Source organism: Modestobacter sp. SYSU DS0875 (assembly GCF_054050915.1).
Window position 1 is genome coordinate 1 of sequence record NZ_JBJHAH010000021.1, and the last position, 19519, is coordinate 19519.

The following is a 19519-nucleotide window of genomic DNA, read 5'->3' on the forward strand; positions in this document are numbered from 1 at the left end:
CCCCCCCCCCCCCCCCCCCCCCCCCCCCCCCCCCCCCCCCCCCCCCCCCCCCCCCCCCCCCCCCCCCCCCCCCCCCCCCCCCCCCCCCCCCCCCCCCCCCCCCGCGGCGGCATAGGCTCGGTGAGGTGGAACGACGGATCTTCGGCATCGAGACCGAGTACGGCGTCACCTGCACCTTCCGGGGTCAGCGCCGCCTCTCCCCGGACGAGGTCGCCCGGTACCTGTTCCGGCGGGTGGTCTCCTGGGGGCGCAGCTCCAACGTCTTCCTGCGCAACGGGTCCCGGCTCTACCTGGACGTGGGCAGCCACCCCGAGTACGCCACCGCCGAGTGCGACGACCTCACCGAGCTCGTCGTCCACGACAAGGCCGGCGAGCGGATCCTCGAGGGGTTGATGGTCGACGCCGAGGAGCGCCTCAAGGAAGAGGGCGTCACCGGCGACATCTACCTGTTCAAGAACAACACCGACTCCGCGGGCAACAGCTACGGCTGCCACGAGAACTACCTCGTCGGCCGGCACGGCGAGTTCGGCCGGCTCGCCGACGTCCTCATCCCGTTCCTGGTCAGCCGGCAGATGGTGGTCGGCGCGGGCAAGGTGCTGCACACCCCGCGCGGCGCCGTCTACTGCGTCAGCCAGCGCGCCGAGCACATCTGGGAGGGCGTCTCCAGCGCCACCACCCGCTCCCGGCCGATCATCAACACCCGCGACGAGCCGCACGCCGACGCCGAGAAGTACCGCCGGCTGCACGTCATCGTGGGCGACTCGAACATGAACGAGACGACGACGCTGCTCAAGGTCGCGATCACCGACCTGGTGCTTCGGATGATCGAGCAGGGCGTCGTCGTGCGGGACATGGCCCTGGAGAACCCGATCCGGGCCATCCGCGAGATCAGCCACGACATGACCGGACGGCGCAAGGTCCGGCTGGCCAACGGCCGCGAGATGTCGGCGCTGGAGATCCAGACCGAGTACCACGACCGGGCCGCGGAGTTCGTCGACCGGGAGGGCCTCGGCCCCGTGCACCGGCAGATGCTCGAGCTGTGGGGGCGCACCCTCAAGGCGGTCGACACCGGCGACCTCGGCCTCATCGACCGGGAGATCGACTGGGCCAGCAAGTACCGGCTCATCGAGCGGTACCGGGCCAAGCACGACCTGCCGCTGTCCAGCCCACGGGTGTCCCAGCTCGACCTCGCCTACCACGACATCCGCCGTGGCCGGGGCCTGTACTACCTGCTGGAGAAGGCCGGGCAGGTCGAGCGGGTGGCGCACGACCCGCTCGTCTTCGAGGCCAAGAACGTGCCACCGCAGACCACCCGGGCCAAGCTGCGCGGTGAGTTCATCCGGCGGGCGCAGGAGAAGCGCCGCGACTTCACCGTCGACTGGGTGCACCTCAAGCTCAACGACCAGGCGCAGCGCACCGTGCTGTGCAAGGACCCGTTCAAGTCCGTCGACGAGCGGGTGGAGAAGCTGATCTCCAGCATGTGAGGAAGGACCCCGTCCTCCGCATCCTCCGCACGCTCGGGACGATCCTCTGGACGCGGCCGTACTTCGCGGGCGTCCACCGCACTCGTCACCGGGGTCAGCCGGCGCGCCGGCATCGGGTTCGCCATCGTCCGCCGGCTCCCGGTCACGCGGCACCCGCATCCCCTGTCCACGGCGCAGGCGGGAGCGCGGGAGCGCGGGGGAGTGGCGGCAGGGCGGGTCAGGCCGGCGGGGCGCCGAACAGGGCCAGCTGCGCGGCGAACCGGCCGGCGGCGGCCGCGGCCAGGAAGTACGCGCGGTCCTCGGCGACGCTCCGGCCCATCGTCGACAGGGTCACCGGCGAGCCGGCCAGCGCGTCGTCCAGCCCCTCGGTGTCCACCCACTCCACCACGTTCCGCTCGGGCTGCCCGGCGAGGTCCTCCTCGACCTGCTTGCCCAGCTCCGAGCCGATGCCACGGGGCGCCACCAGGGTCACCCCGCCCATGGCCACCCGGCCGAACGCGGTCAGCGAGTGGTGGGAGACGCCGCGGTGCCGGGGCCGCGGATCGGCCTCGGAGATGCGCAGCGCCCCGATCGTCTGCCCGCCCAGCACGTGGACGGCGTTGCACGCCTCCCCGGCGGCGACCCCGGAGAAGCCCCACGGCGTCCCGGTGCCCAGGTTGCCCGGGCCCTGCGCCACCACGGTGACGTCGGCGTGCAGCACGTGCCGCGCGGCGAGCAGCCCGGTGTGCACGGTCACCGCCTCCAGGTCACCGCCGAACGCCTGCCCCACGGTGACCACCCCGGCCAACGACCCGGCCAGCGCGTCCAGCGTCCGGGAGAACGCCGCGGGCAGCGCCCCGCCGTCGGTCATCACGTAGGCCACCCGCAGCGCCGGATCGGTGACGTGGACGCCGGCGAGCACGGCCGGCAGCGCCGAGTGCAGGTCGGCCACGACGACCGGCATGCCACCGAGGTCCTCGGCGGCGGCGAGGACCTCGTGGTGCTCGGTCTCCTGCTCGTCGACGCCCTGCACGGTCGCCTGCAGCGGCGTGTACCGGCCCTTGACCAGGTGCCCCGGACCGGTGGGGTCGGCCGGCAGCCGGTCGGGCACGGCGACGACCAGCGCGTACCCGCCGGTGCCCAGCTTCTGGGCCCACGCGGTGGTGTTCAGCAGCACCTCGTCGTCGACCTGGGGAGTGCCCACGAGCGAGGGGTGGGCCAGCGCCCGCACCGTCCCGTCGCCGGGCACCTCGACGGTCATCTCCTGCGCGTCGCGCCAGGCCCGGCCCAGCTCGGTGACCCGCCCGCGTCGCCAGCGGATCCGGGAGGCCGGGGCAGGGGAGGGAGGAGTCGTCACCGTCGCAGGCTAACCAGCGGGCGAGCCGCGGGCAGCCGGAGCCGTAACCTGTGCGACGTGGCAGCCAAGCGGGCGGAACGACTGGTGAACCTGGTCATCGCCCTGCTCGGCACCCGGCAGTACGTGTCGGCGGCCCGGATCCGGGCCACCGTGCCCGGCTACGAGCCCGACGACGGCACCGACCGCGCCGACGAGGCGTTCAAGCGGATGTTCGAGCGGGACAAGGCCGAACTGCGCGAGATCGGCGTCCCGCTGGAGACCGGCCGCACCAGCGCCTTCGACACCGAGGACGGCTACCGGATCGCCCGGGCCGACTACGAGCTGCCCGAGATCACCCTCACCGGCGAGGAGGCCGCCGCGGTGGGCCTGGCCCTGCGGCTCTGGCAGTCCGCCCAGCTGGCCGGCGCCGCGCAGAGCGCTCTGGTGAAGCTCCGGGCCGCCGGTGTCGACGTCGACCCGGGCCGGGTGCTGCCCATCCAACCGCGCCTGGACGCCGGGGAGCCGGCCTTCGAGCCGTGCTACGCCGCGGCCCGGGACCGCCGGGTGCTGACCTTCGACTACCGCCGTCCCGACGAGCAGCGCCCGGCCCGCCGCCGGGTGCAGCCCTGGGGCGTGGTCGCCTGGCACGGCCGCTGGTACCTGGTGGGCCACGACCTGGAGCGGCAGGCCCCGCGGGTCTTCCGGCTCTCCCGCGTCGTCGGCACCCCGAAGGCCAGCGGCCCGGCGGGGGCCTTCGCCCCGCCCGCCGACCTGGACCTGGCGTCGGTGGTGGCCGGCTCCGAGCAGCGCGAGGAGCAGGTCGTCGTCGTCCGGGCCCGCCCGGGGACGGCGATCGGCCTGCGCCGGCACGCGACGGTGGTGGGCACCGCCGAGGACGGGGACGACCGGCTGGAGCTGCGCACGACCGAGCCGTGGGCGCTCGCCGACCAGCTCGCCGCCTACGGTGCCGACGTGCTCGTCGAGTCCCCGCCCCGGATGCGCGAGGCGGTCGTCGAGCGACTCACCCGCCTCGCCGCGCTGGGGGAGCGGGCATGACCGCGCCGAGCACCGCCGAGCGGATGACCCGCCTGCTGGCCCTGGTGCCCTACCTGCAGGCCCGCCCGGGCGGCGTCCGGCTGGCCGACGCCGCCGCGGACTTCGGCGTCCCCGAGGCCCAGTTGCGCCGCGACCTGGACCTGCTGTGGGTCTGCGGGCTGCCCGGTCACGGCCCGGGCGACCTGATCGACCTGGCGTTCGAGGGTGACCGGGTGCGGGTCACCTTCACCGCCGGCATGGTGCGCCCGCTGCGGCTGACCACCGACGAGGCGGTCGCGCTGATCGTCGCGCTGCGGACCCTGCTGGAGCTGCCCGGGCTGGCCGAGGGCGAGGCGGTCAGCCGCGCACTGGCCAAGGTCGCCACCGCCGCCGGGCAGCCCGCGGAGCTCGCCGCACCGGTCGCGGTCAGCGTGGGCGCGGGGGAGGAGTCCCTCGCCGTCGTCCGGCAGGGGCTGGAGCGCCGGCGTGCCCTGCACCTGCGCTACTACGTGCCCAGCCGCGACGAGCGCACCGACCGGGTCGTCGACCCCATGCGCCTGCTGCTCGTCGACGGCCACTGGTACCTGGAGGCCTGGTGCCGCAACGTCGAGGGCGTGCGGCTGTTCCGGCTCGACCGCATCGACGACGTCACCGTGCTCGACTCCCCGGCCGCCCCACCGCCGCAGGCCCACGAGCGCGACCTCGAGTCCGGCCTCTACCAGCCCAGTGGCGAGGAGCCGCTCGTTCGTCTCCGGCTGGCCCGCGCCGCCCGCTGGGTGGCCGACTACTACCCGGTCGAGGAGCAGTCCGAGATCGACGACCCGCCCGGCGGGCTGGCGGTCGCGGTGCGGACGTCGGACCTGGGCTGGGCACGGCGCCTGGTCGCCTCCCTCGGCGGCGCCGCGCTCGTCGACGAGCCGGCCGGGCTGGCCGGGCAGGTGGCGGCCGAGGCCCGGGCCGCCCTGGCCCGCTATGCGGACCGGCCGACGGCGGACTGACCGACAGCGGCTCCCGGCCAGGCGCACAGCGCGCGCCTGGCCGGCCCCGTTATGGTCGTGGCGTGCTGCTGATCGTCTGGATCGTCGTCGCCGTGCTGGCCGTCGTGGTGCTCGGCAGCATCGCCTACAGCCTGTTCGGTGCGCTGGGCCGGCTCACCCGCGAGCTGCGCCGGCTCGACGGCGAGGTGCGCCCGGTCCTCGCCGAGGTCCAGGCCACCCTCGACCGGGCCGCCGCCCAGCGCGCCGCGGGCACGCCGGACCCGGCGCCGACGGCTCGCTGAACAACAGGTGGACGGCGGCTGCACACCCTCGCCGAGGGGCTGTCCGGCCGTCTCCCCGGCGTAGAGTCAGCGCCACCACGACCACTCGGAGGACCCGATGAACCTCGGCCCGATGGAGATCGGCCTGATCATCCTGGCCGTCCTGCTCCTCTTCGGCTACAAGAAGCTGCCGGAGGCCTCCCGCTCGATGGGGCGCTCGATGCGCATCTTCAAGAGCGAGATGAAGGGCATGAAGGACGACGACGTCCGCACCAAGGACGAGGCCAAGACCACGCCGGTCCGCGGCGAGATCGTCCCCCCGACGCCGGTCACCCCCGCGGCCACCGACTACGAGGCGGAGCTCCGGGCCGCCGAGGCCCGGGCCGCGGAGGCGCGTGCCCGCGCCGAGCAGGCCCGCGCGTCGGCCGCCGCCGACGGCCGCTGACCTCCCGCACGTCCGGAGCACCCGCCCGTGACCCTGGCAGGGCGAACGCGTGATCGCCGTCCGCGGCGTCCCCCTCGGGACGCCGCGGCGACGATGTCCCTGATCGGCCACCTCCGCGAGCTGCGCAACCGGGTCGCGAAGGCGCTGCTGGCCCTGCTGGTCGGCACCGCGGTGGCCTTCTGGTGGTACGAGCACGGGCTGGGCGACTTCATCCGCGCGCCGTACTGCGGCCTGCCGACCGACCTGAGGTTCGAGGGCGGCAGCGAGCAGGAGTGCGGCCTGCTGATCACCAACGTGCTCGGCGGTGTCTTCATCCGGCTCAAGGTCAGCTTTCTGGTCGGTGCAGTCCTCTCCGCGCCGTTCTGGCTCTACCAGCTGTGGGCGTTCGTCACCCCGGGGCTGAAGAAGAACGAGAAGGCCTGGGGTTCCGGCTTCGTCGCCGTTTCCTCGACGCTGTTCGCCCTCGGAGTGGCGCTGGCGTACATCTCGCTGTCCAAGGGCCTGGAGCTGCTGCTCAGCCTGGCCGGCAGCGGCACGATCGTCATGCTGACCGCGCAGGACTACATCGGCTTCGCGCTCTCGCTGCTGATCGCCTTCGGGGTCAGCTTCGAGGTGCCGCTGTTCGCGGTCGCGCTGAACCTCGTCGGCGTCCTCAGCCACGAGACGCTGTCCAAGGGCCGGCGCTGGATCTTCTTCCTCACCATCGTCTTCGCCGCGTTCATCACGCCCACCCAGGACCCGTTCACCATGATCCTGATGGCCGGGCCGATGATCGTGCTGTTCGAGATCGCCATCCAGATCGCCCGCTTGGTCGACCGGCGCCGGGCCAAGAAGGCCGCCGCCGCGGGCCTGACCGGGCTCGACGACGACGAGGCCTCCCCGTTCATCGGCGGCCCGTCGGCGCTGGACACCACCCCCAGCGGCCTCGACACCACCCCCAGCGGCCTCGACACCACCCCGAGCCCACTCGACGAGCCGGACCCGGTCGAGCGCCGCTGAGCCCACGGGCTCCTGGCAGGGGCCGGCTGCGAGCGCGCGAGTGGCGGGGGGCCGGGAGGCGCCTAACGTGGGGGCATGTCCAGCCCGGCTGAGCGGTACGCGGCTGCCCGCCGGCGTAACGCGCACCCCACCCTCGCCGACTTCACCGCCGAGCTCGGCTTCAGCCTCGACCCGTTCCAGGTCGAGGCCTGCGAGGCGCTCGAGCGCGGCTCCGGCGTGCTGGTCTGCGCGCCCACCGGCGCCGGCAAGACCATGGTGGGGGAGTTCGCCGTCCACAAGGCGCTGCAGGAGGGCCGCAAGGCCTTCTACACCACCCCGATCAAGGCGCTGTCCAACCAGAAGTACAACGACCTGGTCGACCGGTACGGGTCGAGACGGGTCGGCCTGCTGACCGGCGACAACGCCATCAACGGCGACGCACCGATCGTGGTGATGACCACCGAGGTGCTCCGCAACATGCTCTACGTGGACTCCCCGGCGCTCACCGACCTCGGCTACGTGGTCATGGACGAGGTGCACTACCTCGCCGACCGGTTCCGCGGCGCGGTGTGGGAGGAGGTGATCATCCACCTCCCCGAGCACGTCCGGCTGGTGTCGCTGTCGGCGACGGTGAGCAACGCCGAGGAGTTCGCCGACTGGCTGGTCAGCGTCCGCGGGGACACCGCCGTGGTGGTCAGCGAGGTGCGGCCGGTACCGCTGTGGCAGCACATGCTGGTCGGGAGCCGGGTCTTCGACCTGTTCGCGCTGCGACCGGCCGCGCACGCGGGGGAGTGGGAGCAGACCCCGCGCGGGCAGTCGACCCGGGAGCGCGGCCGGGCCGTCGTCGACCCGGAGCTGGTTCGCTTCGTGCACGAGCAGGAGCGCCGGTACGACTCCTTCTCCGGCGGCGGGGGCGGCTCCCGGGGCGGGTTCAGCCACAAGCCGCGGTTCCGTCCGCCGTCGCGGCCCGACGTGGTCGAGCGGCTGGACCGGGCCGGGCTGCTGCCGGCGATCACCTTCGTGTTCAGCCGCAACGGCTGCGACGCCGCCGTCCACCAGTGCCTGGGGTCGGGGATGCGGCTGACCGACGAGACCGAGCGGGCCGCGATCGCCGAGGTCATCGACCGGCGCACCGGGTCGCTGCCCGAGGAGGACCTGCACGTCCTCGGTTTCTGGGAGTGGCGCGAGGGGCTGCTGGCCGGGTTCGCCGCACACCACGCCGGGCTGGTGCCGGCGTTCAAGGAGACCGTCGAGGAGTGCTTCGTCCGCGGTCTGGTCAAGGCCGTGTTCGCCACCGAGACCCTTGCGCTGGGCATCAACATGCCCGCGCGCACCGTCGTCCTCGAGCGGCTGGTCAAGTGGAACGGCGAGGCGCACGTCGACGTCACGCCGGGGGAGTACACCCAGCTCACCGGCCGGGCCGGACGGCGGGGCATCGACATCGAGGGCCACGCGGTCGTGGTCTGGGCCCCCGGCGTCGACCCGGCGGTGGTCGCGGGGCTGGCCAGCACCCGTACCTACCCGCTGAAGTCGTCGTTCCGGCCCAGCTACAACATGGCGGTCAACCTGGTCGGCACGCTCGGCCGGGAGCGGGCGCGGGAGCTGCTCGGCTCCTCCTTCGCCCAGTTCCAGGCCGACCGCTCGGTGGTCGGCCTGGCCCGGTCCGCCGCCCGGCACGAGGAGACCGCGGCGCAGCTGGAGCGGGAGATGAGCGGTGGGCTGACGAACGCCGCGCTCGACGTCGCCGGCTACGCCAAGCTGCGGCTGGAGATCTCCGAACGGGAGAAGGCGCTGTCCCGCGACACCCAGGCCCGCCGACGGCTCGAGGCCGCGGAGTCGCTGGAGGCGCTGCGGCCCGGGGACGTCATCCGGGTGCCCTCCGGTCGGCGGCAGGGCCTGGCCGTGGTGCTCGACCCGGGCATCACCGAGCTCACCGACCCCCGGCCGCTGGTGCTCACCGAGGACCGGTGGGCGGGGCGCCTGGCAGCCGTCGACTTCCCCAGCCCGGTCAGCGCGCTGGCCCGGGTGAAGGTGCCGAAGAACTTCAACCACCGCAGCCCGCACGCCCGCCGCGACCTCGCTTCGACGCTGCGGAACGCGCGGGCGGAGAACGGGCTGGGTGCGCGCCGCACCAAGGGCCGCTCGGCCGCCGACGACGACCCGGTGCTCGCCGACCTGCGGCACGCCCTGCGCGCGCACCCCGTGCACGGGCTCCCCGACCGGGAGGAGCGGGTGCGCGCTGCCGACCGCTGGCTGCGCGAGGTGCGGGATGCCGAGCGGCTGCACCGGCAGATGGCCGAACGCACCGGCTCGCTGATCCGCCAGTTCGACCGCACCTGCGACGTCCTCACCGAGCTGGGCTACCTGGTGCCCGAGGCGCCGCCCGCCGCCGAGGCCGTCGGGGAGGGGGAGCCCGACCGGGTGACCGACGCCGGCCGGCAGCTGGCCCGGCTGTGGACCGAGACCGACCTGCTCACCGCCGAGTGTCTGCGCGCCGGTGCGTTCCGCGGCCTGACCCCCGCCGAGCTCGCCGCCTGCGTCTCGGCGCTGGTGTTCGAGGCCCGCCGGGAGAGCCCGGCCACCCCCTCGGTGCCGGCCGGCAAGATCGCCGGCGCGCTGGCCGAGATGCGCCGGGTGCGTGCCCGGCTGTTCGACGTGGAGACCGAGCACGGCGTGCCGGCCACCCGCGACCTCGACCTGGGCTTCGTCTGGGCCGCCTTCCGGTGGGCCGACGGGCAGTCCCTGGACCGGGTGCTCGCCGGCGCCGAGCAGGCCGGCACCGAGCTCTCCGGCGGGGACTTCGTCCGCTGGGCCCGGCAGCTCATCGACCTGCTCGACCAGCTGGCCAAGGTCGCCGACGAGCCGCTGGCCGGGGTGGCCCGGTCCGCCGTCGGCCGGGTGCGGCGCGGGGTCGTGGCGGTCGCCGTCACCGGCTGACCGTCGCGGCGCCCACGCAGTCGGGCAGGATCCGAGCCGCCCGCCCCCTCGACGGAGGAGCCACGATGAGCCAGCCACCGCCGGGACCGCCCGAGCCCGGCTCCCACCCGCGCCCGGCGGCGCCCGGCTGGGGCGGGCAGGGCGGCTGGGGGCCACCGGTGGGCCAGCCGGCCCGCCTGCCGCCGTACGGGCAGCCGGGCCGCCCCGGGCCACCGCAGTACGCGCCCTCACCGCAGTGGGCACCGCCCACCTACGGCCAGCCCCCGTACGGCCAGCCCCCGTACGGCCAGCCCCCGTACGGCCAGCCCCCGTACGGCCAGCCCGGCTACGGACCGCCGCCCGGCTGGGACGCACCGCCGGCCCCGCCCCGCCGCTCACGCCGGGGGGTGCTCGCCGTGCTCGCCGCGGCCGTGTTCGCCCTGGTGGTGCTGCTGACGCCCGGGTTCGGCTCGACCCGGCTGGACCCCGACGCGGTCGAGCGGGACGTCGCCGAGCAGTACGAGGAGCTGCGTGGTGTCCCGCTGGAGCTGCGCTGCGAGGAGCCGATGCCCGTCGAGGAGGGCGGGACCTACGCGTGCGCGGGGACCACCGTCGAGGGCGATCCGGTGACGGTCACCATCGAGGTCACCGGCGCCGACGGCGCCTACACCTGGGCGGACAGCTGACCTGGCTCAGCCCAGCGCGTCCTCCGGCCAGCCCAGGGCTGCGCCCAGCCGGCGGACCGAGGACTCCAGCCCGTGCCGCTCGGCGAGTACCGCGAGGGTGTCCGGGTCGGCCGGGCGGGACGGCAGGTCGCCGCTCACCGGGGGCAGGTCGATCGAGGTGACGACGGCGACCACCGCCGGCGCGGCGTCCAGGTAGTCGGCGGCAGCGGTGAGCTTCTTCAGCACCCCAGCGGTGAGCGGCGCCTTCGGGACGACGGTGCGGGCGGCGGCCGCCCGGATCCCGGCGAGGGACCCGTACTCGTTGATCAGCGCGGCGGCCGTCTTGGCGCCCACCCCGGCGACGCCGGGCAGCCCGTCGCTCGGATCGCCGCGCAGCACGGCGAAGTCGGCGTAGGCGCGACCGGGGATGCCGTACTTCGCCGCCACCGCGGCCTCGTCGACGAACTCCAGGTCGGTGATCCCGCGGTTGGTGTACAGCACCCGCACGCCACGGGCGTCGTCGACCAGCTGGAAGAGGTCGCGGTCCCCGGTGACGACGTCGACCGGGCCCCGCGCGCGGGCGGCCAGCGTGCCGATGACGTCGTCGGCCTCGTACCCCGGCGCACCCACCCGGGCCAGCCCGGCGGCCCCGAGGACCTCGACCAGCACCGGCACCTGCGGCGCCAGCTCGTCCGGGGTCTCCTCCCCGCCCTCCGGCGCCACCCGGTGCGCCTTGTAGGAGGGGACGGCGGCCACCCGGAACGCCGGCCGCCAGTCGTCGTCCCAGCAGGCGATCAGCCGCTGCGGCCGGTGGGCCACCACCAGCCGGGCGGTCATGTCCAGGAACCCGCGCACCGCGTTGACCGGCCGCCCGTCGGGGGAGGTCACCGATGTGGGGACGCCGTAGAACGCGCGGAAGTAGAGGCTGGCGGCGTCCAGCAGCATCGTCGTCACGCGCGCGACGGTAACGGCCTGGTGACGACGGGGGACCACGTCGGTGGCCGTGGTTAGTCTGCCGAGGTGTCCGGATCAGTTCCCCCGTCCCCGCTGGTGTCCATCGACCGGGTCCGCGCCGCCCGCGCGGTCGCCGACGAGGTCGGTGTCGACGTCGTCGTGGTCACCCCGGGGTCGGACCTGCGCTACCTCTGCGGGTACGACGCGCACGCCATGGAGCGGCTGACCGCGTTGGCCGTGCCCCGCCGGGGCGAGCCGCTGCTGGTCGTGCCCCGGCTGGAGGCGCCGATGGTCGAGGCATCCCCGGCCGGAGCGCTCGGCCTGGAGGTGCTGGCCTGGGACGAGACCGACGACCCGTTCGCCCGGCTGGCCGACGCGCTCACCGCCCGGCTCGGGTCCGCCCCGCAGCGGGTGGCGGTGGGCAACCGCACCTGGGCCGAGCACGCGCTGGGCATCCAGCGGGCGCTCCCCGGCTCGACGCTGGAGCTGGCCGCCCCGGTGGTCGACCGGCTCCGGATGGTCAAGACCCCCGCCGAGGTGGAGGAGCTCGCGCTGGCCGGCGCCGCGATCGACCGGGTGCACGCCCGGATGGGCGAGTGGCTGCGGGTCGGGCGCACCGAGGCCGAGGTCGGCGCGGACATCGCCGGGGCGATCCTGGCCGAGGGGCACGTGGGCGTCGACTTCACCATCGTCGGCTCCGGGCCGAACGGGGCCAGCCCGCACCACGAGCTCTCCGACCGCGTCATCCAGGCCGGCGAGCTGGTGGTGGTCGACATCGGCGGGGAGACCGCGACCGGCTACCGCTCGGACTGCACCCGCACCTACGTGGTGGGCGGCTCGGCCGATCCCGAGACCGCCGAGTGGTACGCCGTGCTCCAGCGCGCGCAGGAGGCCGCGACGGCCGCGGTGCGACCGGGCGTGACCTGCGAGCAGATCGACGCGGTGGCCCGCGAGGTGATCACCGAGGCCGGCTGGGGCGAGCAGTTCATCCACCGCACCGGGCACGGGATCGGGCTGGACACCCACGAGGCGCCCTACGTCGTCGCCGGCAACGACCTGCCGCTGGAGCCGGGCATGGCGTTCTCCGTGGAGCCCGGCATCTACCTGGCCGGCCGCTGCGGCGCCCGGATCGAGGACATCGTGGTCTGCACCGACGACGGCGTCCGCACGTTGAACGAGGGCCCCCGTGAGCTCGTCGAACTCCCCGGCTGACCCCGGCCCCGCGCCCGACGTCGACCGGGCGCTGCTGTCGGCGCTGGCCCGGGACGGGCGGGCCAGCTACACCGACCTGGCCGAGCGGGTCGGGCTGTCGGTCTCCGCGGTGCACCAGCGGGTGCGGCGGCTGGAGCAGCGCGGGTTGATCACCGGGTACGGCGCGCACCTGGACGCGAAGTCCCTAGGGCTGCCGCTGACCGCCTTCGTGTCGATCACCCCGATCGAGGCCGCCCAGCCCGACGACGCCCCGGCCCGGCTGGCGCACCTCAGCGCGATCGAGGAGTGCCACTCGGTCGCCGGGGTGGAGAGCTACATCCTCAAGGTGCGGGTGGCCTCACCCGACGCGCTGGAGGTGCTGCTGCAGGAGATCCGCGCGGCGGCGAACGTCACCACCCGGACCACGGTCGTGCTCTCCACCGCCTACGAGAAGCGCCCGCCGATCTGAGCTCCGCAGCGCCGACTGGACACCCACTCGAACATGTGTTCGGATGAGCGACATGCGGTGGGACGCCCAGAAGCTCGACCTCGACCAGCCGACGACGCTGCCCGGGCTGCCCACCGTGCGCGGGCTGCTGCGCCGGGTGCAGGTGCCGGAGTTCCCCGGGCTGACGTTCCACGAGGTGCGAGCCAAGAGCGCGCTGAACGCCGTCCCGGCGGGTTCGGCCATGCCGTTCGGCCACACGATCAACCCCTACCGGGGCTGCTCCCACGCCTGCGTCTATTGCTTCGCCCGCGGCACCCACGAGTGGCTGGAGCTGGACACCGGCACCGACTTCGACCAGCAGATCGTGGTCAAGACCAACATCGTCGAGGTGCTCCGGCGCGAACTCGCGCGCCCGTCCTGGCAGCGGGAGCACGTCGCGCTGGGCACCAACACCGACCCGTACCAGCGGGCGGAGGGGCGCTACCGGCTGATGCCCGGGATCATCGGCGCCCTGGCGTCGTCGGGCACCCCCTTCTCGGTGCTGACCAAGGGCACGCTGGCCCGCCGCGACGTCCCGCTGCTGGCCGCCGCCGCCCGGGACGTACCGGTCGGCATGGGCGTCTCGTTGGCGATCTGGGACGACGACCTGCACCAGGCGCTGGAGCCCGGCGTCCCGACACCCCGGGCCCGACTGGACCTGGTCCGGGCGATCACCGACGCCGGGCTGCCGTGCGGGGTGTTCCTCGCCCCGGTGCTGCCCGGGCTCACCGACCGGCTCGACCACCTCGAGACTGCGATCGCGGCGATCGCCACGGCCGGCGCCACCGGGGTCACCGTGCTTCCGCTGCACCTGCGCCCGGGTGCCCGGGAGTGGTTCACCGCCTGGCTGTCCCGGGAGCACCCGACTCTCGTGCCGCGCTACCGGCAGCTCTACGGCCGGGGCGCCTACGTCCCCGCCGAGTACCGCACCTGGCTCGCCGGCCGGGTCGCGCCGCTGCTCGCGCGGTACGGCCTGGACCGGCAGAGCGGTGGCACCGCCCGCGGGGTGGCCGGCGGCTCGGCGAGCGGACTGCCCGGCGACGAGTCGGCCGGCTTCCCCGCCGGCAGCCTGCCGGGCCGCGCAGCGACCTCGGACCGGGGACCGGCCGCCGAGCCCGAGCAGCTGGCGCTCTGCTGAACCGGGTCAGCCGGCCAGCCGGGACGTCCGGTGCACGCTGCGCAGCGCCCGCACCGTGCCCCGGGTGGCCACCGGCGGTGCGCCGGCGGCCAGGGCCAGGCGGCGGTAGGAGTCATAGGAGAGCGTCAGGTAGACCGCGGCCAGGGCATCGACCGCGGCGCGGCGTCGGGGGAGCGCGGTGGCCTGCAGGTGGCGCCCGGTGTTGGCCGCGTGCTTGGCGAAGGTGGTCTGCAGCGCCTGGGTGGACAGCCGACCACCGACGTGGCTGTCCACGCCCGGCCCCCGGCGCAGCGCCGGCAGCACCCACGGGCTGGCGGCCAGGGTCGGGAAGCGGTCCCGGGTCGCTTCCCACGCCGTCCACGCCTGGGTGGCGCCGCGGACGGTCCAGTCGCCGTCGTCGGTTCGGATCCGCAACCCGCGCCCGGACACCTCGACCTGGTCCCGGCGCAGTGATCGGAACTGGCCCACCGTCGCCGGCCACTGCAGGGCCAGTGCACACCACGCCACGGTGCGCAGGTGCTCGGGGTCGTCGCTGCGCAGCTCGGTGAGCGGCCGCAGGTCCAGCACCGGCGGATCCGGCTCGGGGGTGTGGGGGAGCGGCAGGTCCAGCCCGCCGTAGCGCGCGACCTTGCTGTAGAGCGTGACGGTCGCCGGCTTCCACTCCCGCGCGGCGGCGAGCTCCTCGAGCCCTCCGGCTGCGAGGTCGTCCGGCCCCAGGTCGAGTTCCAGCGCGGCCTCGACCAGTCGGCGCCACTGCGTCTCGTACCCCCGGGGCACCGCCAGTCGGCGCCAGGCGCGCTCGGGTGGCGGAGCAGGCATGTGCGGCAGCGGAGGCTGCCACCGACCGGACATGACCGGACACTACCGTTATCCCCAACAAACCAGCAAAAAATTGTCGTCGTCACCTGCCGAGACCGGCATCACGGCACCCTTCGGGCGCCGCCGCAACGACACCACCCCGCAGAACAGACGCCACCGTCTCGATGGGCGCCGCGAACGGCGCACCGGTGATCATCGCGACGTGCGCACGGTGGGAGTCGAGGAAGAACCGCTGGTCGTCGCCGAGTCGGGCACTCCGGTACCGCTGGGCCCCGAGGCGCTGGAGGCCGCCGCGCGCCGCGGGGAGGGAGAGACCGTCGAGGACCACGACCGCGCCGAGCGGGGGGGTCGACGACGCTGCGTCCGGGGCGCACCTGGTGCCCGAGCTGAAGGAACAGCAGATCGAGCTGGGCACCCGGGTCTGCCGGGACCTGGACGAGGTGACCGCCGAGCTCGTCTGGTGGCGGTCCCGGGCCGATGCCGCCGCCGCGGCGGTGGGCGCGCGGGTGGCGGCCCTGGCCACCTCGCCGGTGCCGGTGCAGCCGGTCGCCACCCCGGGCCGGCGGTACACCCGGATGATGGAGGCGTTCGGCCTGACCGCCGAGGAGGTGCTGACCTGCGGCTGCCACGTGCACGTGTCGGTGTCCGACGACGAGGAGGGCGTCGCCGTCCTCGACCGGATCCGCGTCTGGCTGCCGGTGCTGACCGCGCTGACCAGCAACTCCCCGTTCTGGGCCGGCCGGGACACCGGGTACGCGAGCTTCCGCCCCCAGGTCTGGAACCGCTGGCCCTCGGCCGGCCCCACCGGGCGGTTCGGCACGCCCGAGGCCTACCACCGGCTCGTCGCCGACCTCACCGCCACGGGAACGGTCCTGGACGAGGGGATGGTCTACTTCGACGCCCGCCTGTCGGCGTCCTGGCCCACGGTCGAGGTGCGGGTCGCCGACGTGGTGCTGCGGGTGGCCGACGCCGTCCTGCACGCCGGACTCGTCCGGGCTCTGGTCGAGACCGCCGCCCGCGAGTGGCGGGCCGGGGTGCCCGGCCCCGACGTCCCCACCGAGCTGGTCCGCGTCGCCGCCTGGCGAGCCGGTCGCTCCGGCCTGGACGACGTCCTCGTCGACCCCCGCTCGGGCCGACCGGCGCCCGCGGGCGAGGTGCTCGACGCGCTGCTGGCGCACGTCCGCCCCGCGCTGGACGACGCCGGCGACCTCGAGCGGGTCGAGGAGGGCCTCGCCGAGTTGCGGCGGCGCGGCACCGGTGCCCGGTTGCAACGGCGGGCCTTCGCCGAGACCGGGGACCTCGCCGCCGTCGTCCGGGAGGCGGTGGCGGCCACCCACGTCGGGTGAACGGGCCAACCTACGGGACCGTTGGTTAGGGTCCGCTCATGTACACCGCCAGCTGGGGCGACATCGTCCGTCGCGATCTGTTCGGGCCTCGTCCGGACCGGCGCGACCGGCCCTACCGGTTCGTCATCCGGGTGGCGCTGGTCGTGTTCCGGCTCTTCGGCTTCCGCTTCGACGTCCGGGGCAGCGAGCACGTGCCCACCTCCGGCGGCGCGATCGTGTGCAGCAACCACGTGAGCTACCTCGACTTCACCTTCCTCGGGCTGGCGGCGCTGCCGCAGCACCGCCTGGTCCGGTTCATGGCGAAGGCATCGGTGTTCGGGCACTGGCTCGCCGGCCCGTTCATGCGGGCCATGCAGCACATCCCGGTCGACCGCAAGGCCGGCGCCGCGGCGTTCGACTCCGCGGTGCGGGCACTCAAGGACGGCCAGGTCGTCGGTGTCTTCCCCGAGGCGACGATCAGCGGCTCGTTCACCGTCAAGGACCTGAAGGCCGGTGCCGCGCGGATGGCCCTGGACGCCGGGGTGCCGATCCTGCCGGCCGCCGTGTGGGGCGGGCAGCGGATCGCCACCAAGGGGCACAAGGTGATGCTCACGCGCGGGGTCGCGGTCACGGTGGTCGTCGGCGCGCCCATCGTCCCCGAGCCGGGGGAGAAGGCGCAGGCCCTGCTGCGCCGCACCCGGGCGGCGATGGAGGAGCTGCTGGCCGAGGCCCAGCGCACCTACCCCGACCAGCCGTCCGGCGACGACGACCGCTGGTGGCTGCCGGCCCATCTCGGCGGCTCCGCACCGACGCCGGAGCAGGCCGCATCGCTGGACACCTCGCACGCCGGGGGCAGCCGGGCCAAGCCGAAGGCCCCGCACCCGGTGGCCCGCCTGCGCCGCCGGCTGGCCCGCCGCGGCCGCTGAGTCAGCGCACCGGCCCCAGCTCCGCCCGCGTGACCGGCGGCACGAGCTCCCGCTCGTAGCTGCGGTGCCAGAAGGCGCCGGACTCCCGCCGCTCCGCGCGGGTGGTGAACCGGTAGCGGTAGACCAGCACCCGGACGGCGGACGGCGGCCGATCCCCGAACGGTGCCGAGCGGAGCAGCCGGAGCGTGGCGGGGTCGGCGTCCAGCAGCTTGCCGAGGAACGCGGTCAGCCAGCTGCGGCCGTAGGCGGGGGAGAGGGCGACGAACCACATCAACCAGTCCAGGCGCAGGTGGTACGGCGCCCACTGCGGGGGGCGACGGTACGGGTCGCCGGGCTTGCCGCGGAACTCGTACTCCCGCCAGACGGCGTCCGGCCCCGGATCGTCGGTCGCCTCGACCACCAGCTCCCGGCGCACCCGGGTGACCGACCCGAAGGCGCCGTAGCTGTTGACCAGCCGCAGCGGGTCGAAGCTGGTGTTCATCCGCTGCTGCCGGGACAGCAGGTTGCGCACCGGTGCGACGCTGAGCACGGCGACCAGCACCGTCAGCGCGATGGAGACGGCGGCGAACCAGGGAGGGGAGTCCAGCTGCGCCGGCGGGTCGACCGGCAGCACGGCGGCGTACCAGCTGCCGTCGATCAGCCCGAGGGCGAGCACCAGGGTCAGCCAGTTGAGCCAGGCGAAGTTGCCGCTGATGACCAGGTAGCCCTGGGTGACCACGACGACGAGCGCGGCGGCGCTCGCGACCGGCTGCGGCGCGAGCAACCCGAACACGACCACCAGCTGGGTGACGTGGTTGGCCAGCGTCTCCACCCGGTGCAGCCGCGGCGGCAGCCGGTGGAACCACCAGCTCAGCGGGCCGGGCATCGGCTGGGTCTCGTGGTGGAAGTCCAGGCAGGTCAGGTCGCGCCAGCAGCGGTCGCCGCGCAGTTTGATCAGCCCGGCGCCGAACTCCAGCCGGAACAGCAGCCAGGCCAGCAGCCACAGCACCAGCGTCGGCGGCGCGACGTGCGCCGGGCCGAGGAAGACCATCAGGAAGCCGGTCTCCAGCAGCAGGGTCTCCCAGCCGAATCCGTACCAGATCTGGCCGACGTTGACGATCGACAGGTACAACCCCCAGAGGGCCAGCCACAGCGCCATCCAGCCTGGCACCGGCAGCCGGTCGGCCAGCCCGGTCAGGACGGCGAGCGACAGCGCGATGCCCGTCCAGCAGACGCCGGCGAACAACCCGTCGGACCAGCGCCAGTGGAAGAGACTGGGCGCGCGGCGGAACGAGCTGTGCCGGAGGAAGCGGGGGACCGGGGTCAGCCCGTGCGTGCCCAGCAGCGCCGGACCCTGGCGCAGCGCCGCGATGAACGCGAGCAGGTAGACCACCGCCACGCCCCGGGTGACGACCAGGCGACTGAGCCAGGCGTCGGGGTCGCTGAACCACTCCACCGGTCGCTCACTCCTCCGGTGCGCTGAGCCGGAACGCCTCGACCTCGGTGCCGTACCAGCGGCGCGTGCGGCCCAGTGGCGCCATGCCGAGCCGGTCGCAGACGGCCAGCGAGCGGGTGTTGTCCGGCCGGACCACCGCGTACACCTCGGCCAGCCCCTGGCCGAAGGCCCGGTCGACGACGGCGCGGGCGGCCTCGGTGGCGTAACCGGAGCCCCAGCTGTCCGGGTGCAGGTGCCAGCCGACCTCCACCTCGCCGACCCCGTTGGGCAGCGGCTTGAGCAGCACCGTGCCGGCAACCGGGCCGCCGTCGCGGGGCTCGATCGCCCAGCACCCGTGCCGGGCGTCCAGCTGGTGCACCAGCTCCCAGCGCTGCACCAGCTCGGCCGGCGTCACCGTGGGCGGGCCGCCGAGCCAGCGGGTCACCTCCTCGCGGCTGTACAGGTCGGCCAGCCGGGCGAGGTCGGCGGCGTCCCTCGTCCACGCGCGCAGCCGCAGCCGGTCGGTGCACAGCAGGTCCACCGGTCCTGGCTACCGCCGTCGTCCCCGCCGGAAACCCCCGCCGGCGCCGCTGCAGGGACCCGTCGCGAGCGTGCGAGTGGTGGTGGGGGGGGTACGGCGACACGTAGGGAGAAGCGTTGGACATCACGCCGGGTCCGAGCCCGGTGAGCCACTGCGGGCACCCCCGACGACGAGGGCACGACCGACTTCAGCACGTCAAGATCACATGGCACAGCGATGGAGATCCCCGACGCTTCCCCGGACCTGCCGCCGCACTGGGGGGGCAGGGGGTCTTTCAGCAGCCGGCGGGGGAGAGGGCGCCGGTGCGCTGCCCGGCCCACCACGCCCGCCCCGCCCCCGCTCGATCGCCGCCGTCCTCCCCGACGACGTGCCGCAGCAGGTCGCGCTGGCGGTGCTGGACGTCTGCGGTGCGCCGGCCGCCACCGAGCGGGTCGTGCACCGCGCCGGGCACCGCCCGTCGGTCGCCGTCCTCGGCGCGGCCGGCACGTCCGGCTGCCTGAGCCTGGCCGCGGCGCGCGACGGCCGCCTGGTGTGCCGACGTCCCCGGCGCCGAGCACGGGGCGGTCCTCGCGACGGCCGACGGCGGCATCGTGGTCTTCTTCTCCATGGCCACGTCCTTCTCGGCGGC

The 19519-nt window shown here is 74.8% G+C and carries 19 protein-coding genes; 13 read left to right on the forward strand and 6 right to left on the reverse strand.

Annotation, left to right across the window (positions count from 1 at the left end):
* Positions 1-125: 125 nt before the first annotated feature.
* The gene (gene pafA / locus ACI79Y_RS13490) at positions 126-1484 is read left to right on the forward strand and encodes a Pup--protein ligase (protein WP_457158965.1); all 1359 of its coding nucleotides are present in this window, start codon (positions 126-128) and stop codon (positions 1482-1484) included.
* A gap of 217 nt (positions 1485-1701) precedes the next feature.
* Here pafA and ACI79Y_RS13495 read toward each other — a convergent pair whose 3' ends face one another.
* Positions 1702-2820 carry a DUF3866 family protein gene (locus tag ACI79Y_RS13495; RefSeq protein WP_457158966.1) on the reverse strand — a complete coding sequence of 373 codons (1119 nt, stop codon included), beginning with the start codon at positions 2818-2820 and terminating at the stop codon, positions 1702-1704.
* Positions 2821-2877: 57 nt separating this feature from the next.
* Between ACI79Y_RS13495 and ACI79Y_RS13500 the strand changes: the two genes are divergently transcribed.
* The 7 genes from ACI79Y_RS13500 (at position 2878) to ACI79Y_RS13530 (ending at position 10117) form a co-directional block, all read left to right on the forward strand.
* Positions 2878-3855: a helix-turn-helix transcriptional regulator gene (locus ACI79Y_RS13500; protein WP_457158967.1), complete on the forward strand. Its 978-nt coding sequence runs from the start codon at positions 2878-2880 to the stop codon at positions 3853-3855.
* Positions 3852-4832, forward strand: coding sequence for a helix-turn-helix transcriptional regulator (locus ACI79Y_RS13505; RefSeq protein ID WP_457158968.1), 981 nt, complete (start codon positions 3852-3854; stop codon positions 4830-4832). Before ACI79Y_RS13500 ends, ACI79Y_RS13505 begins: the two co-directional genes overlap by 4 nt.
* A gap of 62 nt (positions 4833-4894) precedes the next feature.
* Entirely contained in the window at positions 4895-5113 is a 219-nt protein-coding gene (locus tag ACI79Y_RS13510) for a hypothetical protein (protein WP_457141353.1), read from the forward strand.
* Positions 5114-5210: 97 nt separating this feature from the next.
* Positions 5211-5537, forward strand: coding sequence for a Sec-independent protein translocase subunit TatA (tatA, locus tag ACI79Y_RS13515; RefSeq protein WP_457082835.1), 327 nt, complete (start codon positions 5211-5213; stop codon positions 5535-5537).
* Between the two features lie 93 nt (positions 5538-5630).
* The gene (tatC, locus tag ACI79Y_RS13520; RefSeq protein ID WP_457158969.1) at positions 5631-6536 is read left to right on the forward strand and encodes a twin-arginine translocase subunit TatC; all 906 of its coding nucleotides are present in this window, start codon (positions 5631-5633) and stop codon (positions 6534-6536) included.
* 75 nt (positions 6537-6611) lie between these two features.
* Positions 6612-9452, forward strand: coding sequence for a DEAD/DEAH box helicase (locus tag ACI79Y_RS13525; RefSeq protein ID WP_457158970.1), 2841 nt, complete (start codon positions 6612-6614; stop codon positions 9450-9452).
* 65 nt (positions 9453-9517) lie between these two features.
* The gene (locus ACI79Y_RS13530) at positions 9518-10117 is read left to right on the forward strand and encodes a DUF4333 domain-containing protein (RefSeq protein ID WP_457158971.1); all 600 of its coding nucleotides are present in this window, start codon (positions 9518-9520) and stop codon (positions 10115-10117) included.
* Positions 10118-10123: 6 nt separating this feature from the next.
* On the opposite strand, the gene ACI79Y_RS13535 is transcribed toward ACI79Y_RS13530, so the two are convergent.
* Positions 10124-11041: a 5'-3' exonuclease gene (locus tag ACI79Y_RS13535; protein ID WP_457159028.1), complete on the reverse strand. Its 918-nt coding sequence runs from the start codon at positions 11039-11041 to the stop codon at positions 10124-10126.
* A 75-nt stretch (positions 11042-11116) separates the two neighbouring features.
* Here ACI79Y_RS13535 and ACI79Y_RS13540 point away from each other — a divergent pair, with 75 nt between their 5' ends.
* The 3 genes from ACI79Y_RS13540 to ACI79Y_RS13550 are packed head-to-tail and all read left to right on the forward strand — an operon-like array spanning position 11117 to position 13866.
* Positions 11117-12262, forward strand: coding sequence for a M24 family metallopeptidase (locus tag ACI79Y_RS13540; protein WP_457158972.1), 1146 nt, complete (start codon positions 11117-11119; stop codon positions 12260-12262).
* Complete coding sequence (locus ACI79Y_RS13545; RefSeq protein WP_457141359.1) at positions 12237-12710, forward strand: Lrp/AsnC family transcriptional regulator; 474 nt, start codon at positions 12237-12239, stop codon at positions 12708-12710. The genes ACI79Y_RS13540 and ACI79Y_RS13545 overlap by 26 nt, the downstream gene beginning before the upstream one ends.
* A 43-nt stretch (positions 12711-12753) precedes the next feature.
* Positions 12754-13866: an Rv2578c family radical SAM protein gene (locus ACI79Y_RS13550; protein ID WP_457158973.1), complete on the forward strand. Its 1113-nt coding sequence runs from the start codon at positions 12754-12756 to the stop codon at positions 13864-13866.
* A 6-nt stretch (positions 13867-13872) separates the two neighbouring features.
* On the opposite strand, the gene ACI79Y_RS13555 is transcribed toward ACI79Y_RS13550, so the two are convergent.
* Positions 13873-14685 carry a hypothetical protein gene (locus ACI79Y_RS13555; RefSeq protein WP_457158974.1) on the reverse strand — a complete coding sequence of 271 codons (813 nt, stop codon included), beginning with the start codon at positions 14683-14685 and terminating at the stop codon, positions 13873-13875.
* Positions 14686-15062: 377 nt separating this feature from the next.
* Here ACI79Y_RS13555 and ACI79Y_RS13560 point away from each other — a divergent pair, with 377 nt between their 5' ends.
* Both ACI79Y_RS13560 and ACI79Y_RS13565 read left to right on the forward strand, forming a co-directional pair.
* Complete coding sequence (locus tag ACI79Y_RS13560; RefSeq protein WP_457158975.1) at positions 15063-16031, forward strand: carboxylate-amine ligase; 969 nt, start codon at positions 15063-15065, stop codon at positions 16029-16031.
* 38 nt (positions 16032-16069) lie between these two features.
* Positions 16070-16936 carry a lysophospholipid acyltransferase family protein gene (locus ACI79Y_RS13565; protein WP_457158976.1) on the forward strand — a complete coding sequence of 289 codons (867 nt, stop codon included), beginning with the start codon at positions 16070-16072 and terminating at the stop codon, positions 16934-16936.
* 1 nt (position 16937) lies between these two features.
* On the opposite strand, the gene ACI79Y_RS13570 is transcribed toward ACI79Y_RS13565, so the two are convergent.
* The 3 genes from ACI79Y_RS13570 to ACI79Y_RS13580 all read right to left on the reverse strand — a co-directional run bounded on the left by ACI79Y_RS13570 (position 16938) and on the right by ACI79Y_RS13580 (position 19498).
* The gene (locus ACI79Y_RS13570) at positions 16938-18371 is read right to left on the reverse strand and encodes a lipase maturation factor family protein (RefSeq protein ID WP_457158977.1); all 1434 of its coding nucleotides are present in this window, start codon (positions 18369-18371) and stop codon (positions 16938-16940) included.
* A gap of 7 nt (positions 18372-18378) precedes the next feature.
* A complete protein-coding gene (locus ACI79Y_RS13575; RefSeq protein WP_457158978.1) occupies positions 18379-18891 on the reverse strand; it encodes a GNAT family N-acetyltransferase in 513 nt (170 codons plus the stop codon).
* 274 nt (positions 18892-19165) lie between these two features.
* Positions 19166-19498: a hypothetical protein gene (locus ACI79Y_RS13580; RefSeq protein ID WP_457158979.1), complete on the reverse strand. Its 333-nt coding sequence runs from the start codon at positions 19496-19498 to the stop codon at positions 19166-19168.
* Between the last annotated feature and the right edge of the window lie 21 nt (positions 19499-19519).

What these genes read in the sequence shown, in the direction of transcription:
- tatC (WP_457158969.1), top strand. Translation starts at nt 5,631, where the DNA reads ATGTCCCTGATCGGCCACCTCCGCGAGCTGCGCAACCGGGTCGCGAAG.
- ACI79Y_RS13555 (WP_457158974.1), bottom strand. Translation starts at nt 14,685, where the DNA reads ATGCCTGCTCCGCCACCCGAGCGCGCCTGGCGCCGACTGGCGGTGCCC.
- ACI79Y_RS13580 (WP_457158979.1), bottom strand. Translation starts at nt 19,498, where the DNA reads ATGGAGAAGAAGACCACGATGCCGCCGTCGGCCGTCGCGAGGACCGCC.
- ACI79Y_RS13525 (WP_457158970.1), top strand. Translation starts at nt 6,612, where the DNA reads ATGTCCAGCCCGGCTGAGCGGTACGCGGCTGCCCGCCGGCGTAACGCG.
- ACI79Y_RS13505 (WP_457158968.1), top strand. Translation starts at nt 3,852, where the DNA reads ATGACCGCGCCGAGCACCGCCGAGCGGATGACCCGCCTGCTGGCCCTG.
- ACI79Y_RS13565 (WP_457158976.1), top strand. Translation starts at nt 16,070, where the DNA reads ATGTACACCGCCAGCTGGGGCGACATCGTCCGTCGCGATCTGTTCGGG.
- tatA (WP_457082835.1), top strand. Translation starts at nt 5,211, where the DNA reads ATGAACCTCGGCCCGATGGAGATCGGCCTGATCATCCTGGCCGTCCTG.
- ACI79Y_RS13535 (WP_457159028.1), bottom strand. Translation starts at nt 11,041, where the DNA reads ATGCTGCTGGACGCCGCCAGCCTCTACTTCCGCGCGTTCTACGGCGTC.
- ACI79Y_RS13550 (WP_457158973.1), top strand. Translation starts at nt 12,754, where the DNA reads ATGAGCGACATGCGGTGGGACGCCCAGAAGCTCGACCTCGACCAGCCG.
- ACI79Y_RS13530 (WP_457158971.1), top strand. Translation starts at nt 9,518, where the DNA reads ATGAGCCAGCCACCGCCGGGACCGCCCGAGCCCGGCTCCCACCCGCGC.